At 73.8% G+C, this 11001-nt stretch carries 12 protein-coding genes and 2 pseudogenes; 8 read left to right on the top strand and 6 right to left on the bottom strand.

From position 1 onward, the window contains the following. The 3 genes and pseudogenes from CCN33_RS02950 to CCN33_RS02940 form a co-directional block, all read left to right on the top strand. Positions 1–433: pseudogene (locus CCN33_RS02950) on the top strand (ABC transporter substrate-binding protein); the annotation flags it as partial. After that, entirely contained in the window at positions 427–1395 is a 969-nt protein-coding gene (locus CCN33_RS02945; RefSeq protein WP_086690759.1) for a carbohydrate ABC transporter permease, read from the top strand. The pseudogene CCN33_RS02950 and the gene CCN33_RS02945, both read left to right, overlap by 7 nt. Continuing rightward, the gene (locus CCN33_RS02940) at positions 1392–2261 is read left to right on the top strand and encodes a carbohydrate ABC transporter permease (protein WP_086690757.1); all 870 of its coding nucleotides are present in this window, start codon (positions 1392–1394) and stop codon (positions 2259–2261) included. The genes CCN33_RS02945 and CCN33_RS02940 overlap by 4 nt, the downstream gene beginning before the upstream one ends. Positions 2262–2268: 7 nt before the next feature. Here CCN33_RS02940 and CCN33_RS02935 read toward each other — a convergent pair whose 3' ends face one another. Then, on the bottom strand, positions 2269–2448 hold the full coding sequence (locus CCN33_RS02935) for a DUF6480 family protein (protein WP_086690755.1): 180 nt from the start codon (positions 2446–2448) through the stop codon (positions 2269–2271). A gap of 76 nt (positions 2449–2524) precedes the next feature. Beyond that, positions 2525–3385: a UbiA family prenyltransferase gene (locus tag CCN33_RS02930; protein WP_244173584.1), complete on the bottom strand. Its 861-nt coding sequence runs from the start codon at positions 3383–3385 to the stop codon at positions 2525–2527. A gap of 130 nt (positions 3386–3515) precedes the next feature. Here CCN33_RS02930 and CCN33_RS02925 point away from each other — a divergent pair, with 130 nt between their 5' ends. From CCN33_RS02925 to CCN33_RS02915, 3 genes are read left to right on the top strand one after another with little or no spacing between them, the layout of a single operon-like run. Continuing rightward, on the top strand, positions 3516–4574 hold the full coding sequence (locus CCN33_RS02925) for a type III polyketide synthase (protein WP_086690751.1): 1059 nt from the start codon (positions 3516–3518) through the stop codon (positions 4572–4574). A 17-nt stretch (positions 4575–4591) separates the two neighbouring features. Further along, positions 4592–5107 carry an isoprenylcysteine carboxyl methyltransferase family protein gene (locus tag CCN33_RS02920; RefSeq protein WP_086690747.1) on the top strand — a complete coding sequence of 172 codons (516 nt, stop codon included), beginning with the start codon at positions 4592–4594 and terminating at the stop codon, positions 5105–5107. Beyond that, a complete protein-coding gene (locus CCN33_RS02915; RefSeq protein WP_086690744.1) occupies positions 5104–6117 on the top strand; it encodes an NAD(P)/FAD-dependent oxidoreductase in 1014 nt (337 codons plus the stop codon). Before CCN33_RS02920 ends, CCN33_RS02915 begins: the two co-directional genes overlap by 4 nt. A 10-nt stretch (positions 6118–6127) precedes the next feature. Here CCN33_RS02915 and CCN33_RS31795 read toward each other — a convergent pair whose 3' ends face one another. After that, on the bottom strand, positions 6128–6277 hold the full coding sequence (locus CCN33_RS31795; RefSeq protein ID WP_167387753.1) for a hypothetical protein: 150 nt from the start codon (positions 6275–6277) through the stop codon (positions 6128–6130). Then, the gene (locus CCN33_RS02910; RefSeq protein ID WP_086690741.1) at positions 6274–6981 is read right to left on the bottom strand and encodes a YqjF family protein; all 708 of its coding nucleotides are present in this window, start codon (positions 6979–6981) and stop codon (positions 6274–6276) included. Before CCN33_RS02910 ends, CCN33_RS31795 begins: the two co-directional genes overlap by 4 nt. A 162-nt stretch (positions 6982–7143) precedes the next feature. Here CCN33_RS02910 and CCN33_RS02905 point away from each other — a divergent pair, with 162 nt between their 5' ends. Together CCN33_RS02905 and CCN33_RS02900 are read left to right on the top strand one after the other, a co-directional pair. Beyond that, the gene (locus tag CCN33_RS02905; RefSeq protein ID WP_086690739.1) at positions 7144–7944 is read left to right on the top strand and encodes an SDR family NAD(P)-dependent oxidoreductase; all 801 of its coding nucleotides are present in this window, start codon (positions 7144–7146) and stop codon (positions 7942–7944) included. Positions 7945–8001: 57 nt separating this feature from the next. Further along, positions 8002–9099: a glutamate--cysteine ligase 2 gene (locus tag CCN33_RS02900; RefSeq protein WP_086690737.1), complete on the top strand. Its 1098-nt coding sequence runs from the start codon at positions 8002–8004 to the stop codon at positions 9097–9099. A 3-nt stretch (positions 9100–9102) separates the two neighbouring features. Here CCN33_RS02900 and CCN33_RS02895 read toward each other — a convergent pair whose 3' ends face one another. Continuing rightward, complete coding sequence (locus tag CCN33_RS02895) at positions 9103–10329, bottom strand: MFS transporter (protein ID WP_244173586.1); 1227 nt, start codon at positions 10327–10329, stop codon at positions 9103–9105. Positions 10330–10780: 451 nt separating this feature from the next. Beyond that, positions 10781–11001 (bottom strand): annotated as a pseudogene (locus CCN33_RS02890) (hypothetical protein); the annotation flags it as partial.

Raw genomic sequence — 11001 nt, 5'->3', positions numbered from 1 at the left:
TCCGGTGCCCGTACCGGAGCTGCGCGACAAGCCCGCCACCCTCGCCACCGGGTTCATGCTGGGCGTCAACGCCTCCAGTCGGCACCCGCGTGAGGCATGGGAGTTCCTGCGCTGGCTCAACACCGACCGGGTGGGCGTCGGCAAGGGCGCGACGGTGACTCGCATGAGCGCCCTCCAGGTGTCCGTGGGATCGCTGACCGGCCGAGCCGACGACATGCGGACGCTGCTCGGCAAGGGCGGCGACCCCAACCTCCGCCCCTTCCTCGACGCGTTGGGGTACGCCGTGCCGGAGCCGAACGTGCCGGGTGCCCAGCAGGCCAAGTCGCTGCTGCGGAAGAACGTCGAGGCGCTGTGGACCGGTCAGCAGTCGGTGGACGAGTCGCTGCGCGCCATCCGCCGCCAGGTGGACCAGGAGGTGTCGCGCTCGTGGTGAACACCCTTTCCCCGGAGACGACCGCGCGGCCCCCGCGCCCGCGCTCCGCCGACCGTGCCCGGACGGCCGTGGACCCCCGCGCGCGGGCCCGGCGCCACCAGGCGGTCGTCGCCTACCTGTTCCTGGCGCCGGTGCTGCTGTTCTTCGCCGTCTTCCTGATCCTGCCGCTCGGCTTCGCGCTGCTGCTGTCTCTGTCCCGCTGGGCCGGGTTCGACCTCGGCGACATCCAGCCGGTGGGCCTGGACAACTTCACGAGCCTGTTCGGCGACGGCTCCACCTTTCTGACCCCGGTCCTCACCAACACCCTGCTGTTCGCGCTGGGCACGGTGGCCCTGGCGCTGGCGGGCTCCGTGCTGGTTGCCACCTGCGTGGACAACCTGCGCTTCCAGGGGCTCTGGCGCACCCTGTATCTGCTGCCGATCGTGACGACCGTGGTCGCCGTCGGCAATGTGTGGAAGTACATGTACGAGCCGGGCGGCCTGGTCAACGGCGCCCTGAACGCCGTGGGGCTCGACTCGGTGGCGTTCCTCCAGGACCCGGACACCGCGCTGCCGGCGGTGGTGGTCGTGCAGGCCTGGGCGTCGGTCGGCACGGCGATCCTCATCCTGACCGCCGGGCTGAAGTCCATCCCGGAGTCGTACTACGAGGCGGCCGCGCTGGACGGCGCCGGTCCGGTGACCGTCTTCTGGCGGATCACGCTGCCGCTGCTCCGGCCGGCGCTGCTGTTCGTCTGCGTCACGCAGTTCCTCACCGGGCTCCAGTCCTTCGCGCTGATCATCGTGATGACCAAGGGCGGTCCCGGTGACGCGACCGATGTGGCGGCGCTGGAGATGTACCGGCAGGCGTTCTCCTACGGCGACTGGGGCACCGCGAGTGCCGCCGCCTTCGTGCTGTTCGTGGTGATCCTGCTGGTCACCCTGGCGCAGTTGTGGATCTTCCGGCGCAACGGGGAGGACGCGTGATCCGCCGCCGTTTCCCATGGCTGTCGTATCTGCTGGTCGTGACGGGCGCCGTGCTCACGGTGGTGCCGTTCCTGGACATGGTGATGACCTCGTTCAAGGGGCCGGGCGAGTCGGGCGCGCTGCCGTACCGGTTCCTGCCCGAGGCGTTCGACCTGTCCAACTACCGGGCGGCGGTCGGTCAGCTCGATCTGCCGGTGCTGTTCCGCAACAGCGTCGTCGCCACGACGGTGATCAACGCGTCGGTGCTGCTGACGTCCTCGCTCGCGGGCTACGCGCTGGCCAAACTCCGGTTCCCGGGGCGGGACTTCATCTTCCGGCTGGTGCTGTCGACGATGATGTTCCCGCCGTTCCTCTTCTTCGTCCCGCACTTCCTGATCCTGGTGCACTGGCCGCTGGCGGGCGGCAACGACCTGCTGGGGCGGGGCGGGGCGGGGCTGACCGTGAGCATCGTGGCGCTGGCGATGCCGTTCCTGGTCAACGGCTTCGGGATCTTCCTGATGCGCCAGTTCATGGTCTCGATCCCGGACGAGGTGCTGGAGGCCGCGCGGATCGACGGCGCCGGGGAGTTCGCGGTGTGGTGGCGGATCGTGGTGCCGCAGACCAAGCCGGTCATGGTGACGCTGGGGCTGCTGACGTTCGTGGACGCGTGGAACGAGTACATCTGGGCGCTGCTGGTGTCGACCGCCAACCCGGACGTGATGACGCTGCCGGTCGGCATCCAGCTGCTCCAGGACCACGTCGACCCGACGCGCACGATGCCGATCGTGATGGCGGGCCTGGTGCTGAGCGTCCTGCCGGTACTGGTGCTCTTCCTGCTCCTCCAGCGGCACTACGTACGCGGGATCATGCTCAGCGGTCTGAAGTGAGCGGCTCTCACAGGTCGATCATCCTGACCAGGAAGTAGCCGGCGACGAGCGCGCAGCCGAGGAGGATCAGGGCCAGCCAGAGCCGGGGGTGCTCGAAGGGACCGCCGTCCGGCCGCTCGGGGTGGGCCTCGGCGGTCGATCCCTCGACGGGCGGGGTCTCACCGGGCGGCGGCAGTGAGTCGGTCATGATCCACCTCCGGGCATCGGGTGACACATGCGGTACTTCGGTGCGGGGGCGCCGCTCGGATGCGGCTCCCTCCGTCTCAGGATGCCCCGGTGCCGAGTCCGCCGCCGCTCAGCAGCAGCGCCACGTCCAGCACCGCCACGGCGACCGCCGCCGCGAACGCGGCCCGTTCCCGGCGGCGGCCCAGCACCGTCCCGGCCACCGCGATCAGCCCGGCCCCGGCGAGCGCGGTCATCTGCCGGGCGCCGGGCGGTCCGGCGGGCCCGAGCGCCAGCAGGGCGGACGCGGTGACCAGGGGCACCGGCAGCAGCCGCCGTACGCGGTCGGGGCCCAGCCGCTGCGGCCAGCCCCGTACCCCGGTCGCGAGGTCGCCCCGGATGTCCGGGAGCACATTGCCGAGGTGGGCGCCGACGCCCAGCAGCGCCCCGGCGGCGAGCACCCACCAGGCGGGCCACGGCCGCTCCGGCAGCCCCAGGGTGACGAACGCCGGGAGTGCGGCGAAGGCCACGGCGTAGGGCGCCCAGGACCAGGGGGTGGCCTTGAGCCGCAGGTCGTACGCCCACGCGGCCGCGACGGCGGTCAGATGCGCGGCGCCGGCCGCCCACCCGCAGGCGAAGGAGAGCGGCACGCACAGAGCCAGCGCGGCCCAGGCCGCCGTCCACACCGTGCCGGCCTCGATCGCGCCGTCCGCGACGGGCTTGCCCCGGCGGCCGGTGGCGATGTCCCGGCGCGCGTCGAAGGCGTCGTTGCACCAGCCGATGGAGAGCTGCCCGGTCAGCACGGCACCGGTGGTGAGCAGGCAGCGGCCCGGTTCCTGACCGGCCGTCACGGCCAGCGCCGCCGTCAGCGCGGTGACCACCACCAGCGGACCGGGGTGGCAGGACCCGGCGAGGGCGGAGACCTCGCGGGCCGGGATCGTCGACTGCTCGGGGCTCACCACCCGGCGATCGTAGGGGCCCGCCCGGCGCGTCACGATCCGGAACGGCCGGACGGGCGATCTGTGGTGCCGGTTCGGCGGTGCAGGGAAGGGCTGCTGAGTCCGCCCGGATCGGTCGACGTACGGGAGCCTCATGACGCGGATCGCCGCCGTGCACGGTGCCCTCGCGCCGTACCGCTGCGCCCAGGCCGAGATCACCGACATGGTGGCCCGCGCCTGTCTGCCCGAGGGCGCCGACCGCCGGGTACTGGACCGGCTGCACGGCAACGCCGGGGTCCGCGCCCGGCACATGACCCTGCCTCTCGACCAGTACGAGAGGCTGGACGGCTTCGGCGCCGCCAACGACCTCTTCATCGCCACCGCCACCGACCTGGGTGCCCGCGTGATCCGGGAGGCGCTGCGCACCGCCGGGCTGTCCGCGGCCGACGTGGACCTGCTGATCTTCACCTCGGTCACCGGGGTCGCCGTCCCGTCGGTCGACGCACGGGTGGCGGCCCGGCTCGGGCTGCGGCCTGACCTGCGGCGGGTGCCGTTGTTCGGGCTGGGCTGTGCCGGGGGCGCGGCCGGGCTGGCGCGCGTGCACGACTTCCTGCTGGGGCGCCCGGACCAGGTGGCGGTGCTGCTGTCGGTCGAGCTGTGCTCGCTCACCTTCCAGCGCGGCGACGCCTCGACGGCCAACCTGGTCGCCACCGGCCTCTTCGGCGACGGCGCGAGCGCGGTGGTGGCCTGCGGGGCGGAGCGCGCGGGCGCGTTCCCGGGCCCGACGATCGTGGACTCCCGCAGCCGGCTGTACCCGGACGCGGGCGGGGTGCTGGGCTGGGACATCGGGGACTCGGGCTTCAGGGTCGTCCTCGATCCGGACATCCCGGAGGTCCTCCGGCACCATCTGGCCGACGACGTGCGGGAATTCCTCGCCGGCCACGGTCTGAAGCCGCAGGACGTGACGGCCTGGGTGTGCCACCCCGGCGGCCCCCGCATCCTGGACGCCGTCACGGAGGCACTGGACCTCCCCACCGAGGAACTCGCCGTCAGTTGGCGTCACTTGGCCGAGTCGGGCAACCTCTCCTCGTCCTCCGTGCTGCACATCCTGCGCGACACCCTCGCCGAACGCCGCCCGCCTCCCGGCACTCCGGGCCTGCTGCTGGCCATCGGGCCGGGACTGGCCTGCGAGTTGGTGCTGCTGAGCTGGTGAGCCCGACAGGAGGACACATGATCTGGTACGCGCTGCTGGTCGCGGCCGTCGCGGTCGAGCGGGTCGGCGAACTCGTCGTGGCCCGGCGCAACGAGCGGTGGAGCAGGGCCCGCCGGGCGATCGTGAGGGGCGACGGGCACTATCCGGCGATGGTGGCCCTGCACGTGGGTCTGCTGGTGGGCTGCCCCCTCGAAGGGTGGCTCGGCGGGCGGCCGTTCGTGCCCGCGCTGGGCTGGCCGATGCTGGCCGTGCTGGTGGGCGCGCAGGCGTTGCGCTGGTGGTGCATCGGGACGCTCGGGCCGCGCTGGAACACCCGCGTGATCGTCGTACCGGGTCTGCCGCTGGTGGCGCGGGGGCCGTACCGGCTGTTGCGGCACCCGAACTACGTGGCCGTGGTGGCCGAGGGCGTGGCGCTGCCGCTGGTGCACACCGCCTGGGTGACCGCCGTCGCCTTCACGGTGCTGAACGCCGCCGTGCTGACCGTGCGCGTCCGGTGCGAGAACCAGGCGCTGGCCGCCTCGGTGGCGACGTGATCGACGTACTGGTGGCCGGCGGTGGCCCGGCCGGTCTCGCGGCGGCCGTGCACGCCAGGCTCGCCGGGCTGACGGCGGTGGTGGTCGAGCCGCGCACGGCGCCCGTGGACAAGGCGTGCGGCGAGGGCGTCATGCCCGGCGGGGTCGCCTCGCTCGGGGCGCTCGGCGTGGAGCCTGACGGCCGGGAGCTGCGCGGCATCCGCTACGTGGACGGCGTCCGCCGCGCCGAAGCCCCCTTCCGCGGCCGGCCGGGGCTGGGCGTCCGCCGGACGACCCTGCACCGCGCCCTGCACGAGCGCGCCCTCGGCGTCGGGGTGCGGATCGTGCCCGGCAAGGTCGGCGAGGTGCGCCAGACGGGCGACAGCGTCACCGCCGCCGGGATCACGGCCCGCTGGCTGATCGCCGCCGACGGCCTGCACTCCCCCGTCCGCCGCCGCCTCGGTCTGGCGCTGCCCGGCGGCCCGCGCGGCCGGTACGGACTGCGCCGCCACTACCGTCTCGCGCCGTGGACGGACTTCGTGGAGGTCCACTGGTCCGGCGAGGGCGAGGCGTACGTGACCCCGGTCGCCGACGGCCTGGTCGGGGTCGCGGTTCTGAGCCGGGTCCGGCGCGGCTACGACGAGCACCTGGCCGGTTTCCCGGCCCTCACCGCCGCCCTGCGCGGGGCGCCCGCGACCGAGGTGCGCGGGGCCGGGCCGCTGCTCCAGCGGGTGCGGCGCCGGGTCGCGGGCCGGGTGCTGCTCGTCGGGGACGCGGCGGGCTATGTGGACGCGCTCACTGGGGAGGGCATCGCGCTCGCCCTGGTGACGGCCGAGGCCGCCGTACGGTGCCTCGCGGCCGGGCGGCCCGAGCGGTACGAGCGGGAGTGGACGCTGGCCACGCGCCGCCACCGCCTGCTGACCAGGGCGTTGCTGGCCGCGAGCAGCCGTCCGGGGACCGCCCGGCTCATCGTGCCGGTGGCGTCCCGGATGCCGCCCGTGTTCGCGGCGGCGGTGCACGCGCTCCGGTAGCGAAGGGCGGCTACTCGTCGTCCTCCGGCAGCCGTTCGCCCTCTGCCTGCGAGGGTGTGGTGCGCGGCACGTCGGGGTGGACTGCGCGGGTACGGCCTTCCTCCGGGTCCGGTTCCCGCTCGCCCTCTGCCTGGGACGGGGTCGGGGTCGGCTCGCTCATGTCCGGCCTCCTTGTCGGGGTTTCGATGGGTACGGGGTTCGCACGGGGCGGGTGGCGCCCACCCATGCGTGGTCGACGCTCCGGGAGAACAGCGCCACGGGCCGGCCGCGCGGCGCGGGCAGTCCGGCCGCCTTCGTGACCGTCTCCTCCAGTGCCTCCACGCAGACCGCGGCCGGCGACCAGGGCTCGTGTCCCACGGGCGTCTCCCAGAGCAGGCCCAGCCGCCTGCTGTACGCCCGCCACCGCGAGGTCAGCCAGCCGTCCAGCTCCGTCGGCCCGGCGGGCGCGCCCGGCCGGACGACCACGCGGTACCCGGCGTCGCCGGTGCGGCGCGCCCCGGTGTACGTGACCGTGTCCCCGGTGACGCGCACGCGCAGGTCGGCCAGGTGGTAGGGAACGCCCAGCGCCCGGCCCGCCAGCAGCGGGGGGCAGGTCACGTCGAGGGAGAGGAACCACACGGCGTCCCCTCCCCGCACATAGGTCCGCAGGTTGGTCTCCGCGAAGTCCGGCAGCGCGGGCGCTCCGAGGACCCGGACGTCGGCCATGAGGAGCGGCGTCAGGGTGATCCACGCGGAGCTCTCGAACTCGTCGACGACCAGCCCCTCGGGCAGCAGCGCCTGGACCGTCGCCGGCGCGAAGGGCCAGCTCAGGAAGGTCTGCGTCAGCCAGCGGGCCCGCAGGACCGGCACGCGGTTGGCCACCATGGACAGCGAGTCCCCCCGAGGGGAGCACGGAAACGCCCTCGATCGGGGCCACCGTGTCCCCGGGCCGTTCAGGACCGCCCGATATGGGAACTGCTGGAGGTACGCGAGGCGCGCCCCGCACCTGCCCTTTGCAGCAGAACTCGTACAGGAAGTGACCCGGCCATGAACGATCTCAAGCCTCTCGCCCTGGTCACGGGCGCGTCCAGCGGTATCGGCTTCGAGCTGGCCAAGCAGTTGGGCGAGCGCGGCTACGACCTGATCGTCAACGCCGAGAACGACACCCGGCTGCGGCAGGCGGCCCAGGACATCCGGGCGGAGACCGGGGCGTCGGTGGAACCGGTCCGGGCCGACCTGCGCCATTACGACCAGGCGGAGGAGCTGTGGACGGCGGTCACCGCGACGGGCCGTCCCCTCGACGTCGCGGTGCTCAACGCGGGGGTGGGCCAGGGCGGCCCGTTCGCGGAGACCGACCTGGAGGACGAGCTGGAGATCGTCGACCTCAATGTGCGCTCGACCGTGCACCTGGGCAAGCGGGTGGTGCGCGAGATGGTGTCGCGGGGCCGGGGCCGCATCCTCGTCACCTCCTCCATCGCCTCCACGATGCCCGGTACCTTCCAGGCGGTGTACAACGCGTCGAAGTCGTTCGTGCAGTCCTTCACCCAGGCCCTGCAGAGCGAGCTGAAGGACAGCGGCGTCACCCTGACCGCGCTGATGCCCGGCCCCACCGAGACCGAGTTCTTCCACCGCGCCGACATGGACGACACGCAGGTCGGCCGGCAGGAGAAGGACGACCCCGCCGAGGTCGCGCGCGAGGGACTGGACGCCCTTTTCGAGGGCAAGGACAAAGTAATCGCGGGGTCCGCCAAGACGAAGGCCCAGGGTATGGCCGCCAAGGTGGTCCCCGACAAGCTCAAGGCCGAGGCCCATCGCAGGATGGCCGAGCCCGGCTCGGGCGCCGAATGACCGATGGGACACAGGGAAGAGGGCCGGTCGCCGGACCGGGCAGGGAGGACGGGCCGCGTGCGCAGCGTGGGAGTGGAGGAGGAGCTCCTCCTGGTGGACGCGGAGAGCGGCGAGCCGCGGGCCGTCGCGGCGGCGGTGCTGGCGCAGGCCGACAGGGCCGCCGGGGCGGACGAGGAGCAGGTCTTCGAGCCGGAGCTGCAACGCCAGCAGGTGGAGTTCGCCACCGCCCCGCAGACCCGCGCCGACGAGCTGGCGGCCGAGATCCGCAGGTGCCGCGCGGAGGCGGGACGGCTCGCCGGGCGCACCGGGGCGGCGGTGGCCGCCCTCGGCACCTCTCCCCTGCCGGTCAGCCCGACGCTGACCCCCGACCGGCGGTATCGCTGGATGGCCGACCGCTACGGGCTGACCCTGTCGGACCAGCTCACCTGCGGGTGTCATGTGCACGTTTCGGTGGACTCCGACGAGGAGGGCGTGGCCGTACTGGACCGCATCCGCCCCTGGCTGCCGGTCCTGCTCGCGCTGAGCGCCAACTCTCCCTTCTGGCAGGGTCAGGACAGCTCCTACAACAGCTATCGCAGCCAGATGTGGGGCCGCTGGCCCTCGGCCGGGCCGACGGACCTCTTCGGCTCCGCCGACCGGTACCACGAGCGCGTACGGGACATGATCGGCACCGGAGTGCTGCGGGACACCGGGATGATCTACTTCGACGCCCGGCTCTCCGCCCATTACCCGACGGTCGAGATCCGGGTCGCCGACGTCTGCCTGGATCCGGACACCACGGTCCTGCTGGCCCTGCTGTGCCGCGCCCTCGTGGAGACGGCCGCCCGCGAGTGGCAGGCGGGCGAGCCCCCGGCCCGGCTCGACACCTCCCTGGTCCGGCTCGCCGCCTGGCAGGCCGCCCGCTACGGCCTGGAGGAGCATCTGCTGCACCCCCTCACCATGCGTCCCGCCCCGGCGGAGACGGTGGTGCGCGCGCTGTTCGACCACGTACGCGACGCCCTGGACGAACACGGCGACGCCAAGGGCGTCCAGGACACCCTCGCGAGCCTGCTGAAGCACGGCAACGGCGCGATGGTCCAGCGCGCGGTCCTGGCCCGCACGGACAGCCTCCGCGCGGTCGTCACCGAGTGCGTGCGCCGCACCGGCGAGGAATGACCCTCAGGCGGCGGTGACCAGGACGGCGGCCCGGTCCTCGGCCACCGGCGCCGGCGCCGGGGCCCACCGGCCGCGCAGCAGGTGGCCCGCGCCGACCGTCGCGGCGATGAGCAGCCCGCCCGCGACCAGGGCGCCCCGCGCGCCGGCGTGCTGCATCAGCAGGCCCAGCACGGGCGGACCCGCGAGCCCCCAGAGGGTGGAGACGGTGCTCCAGACCCCGAGGACCCGGCCGCGCAGGTGGGGTGGCGGGTCGGTCTGGAGGACGGTCGTCCCGGCGGTGTCCGAGACCGACTCGACGACGGCCATGGGCAGCACGAGCACCAGCAGCACCGCGAGCGACGGCGCGAGTCCGGCGACCACCTGGAGCAGGCCCCCGGTCGCCGCGAGCAGGCCGACCAGCCGGACCGACGGCTTGCGCAGCCGGGCGGCGAGCACCGCGCCGACGATGCCCCCGGCGGCGAGCACCGTGGAGACCGTGCCGAACGACCCGGCCCCGCCGGCGAGCGGCCCGGTGACCAGGACCGCCAGGGTGAGGGCGTAGTTCCGGCCGAACACCGCGCTGATCCCGGTGATGCCCGCGAGGGCGACCAGGCGCGGGCGGCGTGCGAAGAAGAGCAGTCCCTGCCGGGCGCTCATGTCCGGCGCGTCCTTCGAGGCGCGGTCCAGGGCGGCGGGCTGCGTGTGGCGCTGGGGGCGCAGGAAGGGGATCACGGCCGCGACGAACAGGAAGGACAGCGCGTTCGCGGCGTAGGCGGAGGCCGTCCCGAGCAGGCCGACGGTGACTCCGGCCAGCGCCGCGCCCGCGAGCCGTCCGGCGCTGTGGACGAGGGAGCCCACACCGATGGCGGAGGGCACGTCCTCGGCCCGCACGAGGTCGTTGCCGAGCAGCGAGCAGGCAGGTCCGTCGACGGTGGCGACGAGACCGGTCACGGCGGCCAGCGCCATCAGCGCGGGCAGGTCGAGCCGGTGCGTGACGACGAGGAAGGCCGTGACGAGGGCGACGACACCGAGGAGCGCCTGGCTGACGGCGGCGGTCAGCTTGCGCGGCCACCGGTCGACGAAGGTGCCGCCCGCCAGGCCCATCAGCAGACCGGGGGCCGCCTGTACGGACATGGACAGGCCGGTCGCCGCGGCCGAGCCGGTGATCTGGAGCACCAGCAGGTTCTGGACCGTGAGCTGCATCCAGGTGCCGGTGTTGGAGACGAGGTGGGCGACGGACCACCACCGCATGCTGCGGTACTTCAGGGAACGCCAGGGGGAGGAGGCGTCGGTGAGCGCACGCGGGCGCGGGGCACCGGCGGAGGAGGAGGACATGGTGGCGTACCTGATGGGACAGGCCCGTTCGCGGTGACGCGCACGGGTATCGGCGGAGACGGCGGAGCCGCGGACCCTCGTCGGCCTGCGCGGTCGTTCCGCCGGAACTGTCGGCTGCCGCGGCGGGGGCCACCAGGGGACCTGCCCGGCCCGCGGCCAGACCATCGTGGCAGACCAGGGCCCCTTCCCCGGTCCGCCGTCGGTGACGTTCGCGAACGGTCGGCCACCGGACCCGTATCTGCCTGCGTCTTCGTCCGAGAGGTGCGGTTCGTCACAGAAGGCACCCCGACACACGAGCACCTCCCGCGCGTCGGCGGACGCGGGGGAGGTCGCCGTGGGTGGTGCTGTTCTCGCGGAGCGAGTGTGCTCAGATCCGGCCCCGGGCCAGTCGGGTCAGGGGACCCATCTGCGGCTTGGCCGTCGAGCGGCCTATCGCGAAGGCGGCTCCGGCGACGCCCGCCACACCGGCCGCGGCCGCGGCGGCGACCGCCTTGCGGTGCTTGATGACCGTCCACGCGGTGCCCGCGACCTCGACGGCCTTGGCGGTGTTGGCCGCGACGACCTGCTGGCCGGTCTGCAGACCGGCGA

This window comes from Streptomyces recifensis (assembly GCF_002154615.1).
GTDB classification, from domain to species: domain Bacteria; phylum Actinomycetota; class Actinomycetes; order Streptomycetales; family Streptomycetaceae; genus Streptomyces; species Streptomyces griseoluteus.
This window is presented reverse-complemented; position numbering and strand designations above follow the sequence as displayed.

Excerpts from the sequence above, each read along its gene's own strand:
- CCN33_RS02935 (WP_086690755.1), bottom strand. The coding sequence starts at position 2,448 with ATGACCGACTCACTGCCGCCGCCCGGTGAGACCCCGCCCGTCGAGGGA.
- CCN33_RS02925 (WP_086690751.1), top strand. The coding sequence starts at position 3,516 with ATGACGCGGATCGCCGCCGTGCACGGTGCCCTCGCGCCGTACCGCTGC.
- CCN33_RS02920 (WP_086690747.1), top strand. The coding sequence starts at position 4,592 with ATGATCTGGTACGCGCTGCTGGTCGCGGCCGTCGCGGTCGAGCGGGTC.
- CCN33_RS31795 (WP_167387753.1), bottom strand. The coding sequence starts at position 6,277 with ATGAGCGAGCCGACCCCGACCCCGTCCCAGGCAGAGGGCGAGCGGGAA.
- CCN33_RS02910 (WP_086690741.1), bottom strand. The coding sequence starts at position 6,981 with ATGGTGGCCAACCGCGTGCCGGTCCTGCGGGCCCGCTGGCTGACGCAG.
- CCN33_RS02905 (WP_086690739.1), top strand. The coding sequence starts at position 7,144 with ATGAACGATCTCAAGCCTCTCGCCCTGGTCACGGGCGCGTCCAGCGGT.
- CCN33_RS02895 (WP_244173586.1), bottom strand. The coding sequence starts at position 10,329 with ATGCGGTGGTGGTCCGTCGCCCACCTCGTCTCCAACACCGGCACCTGG.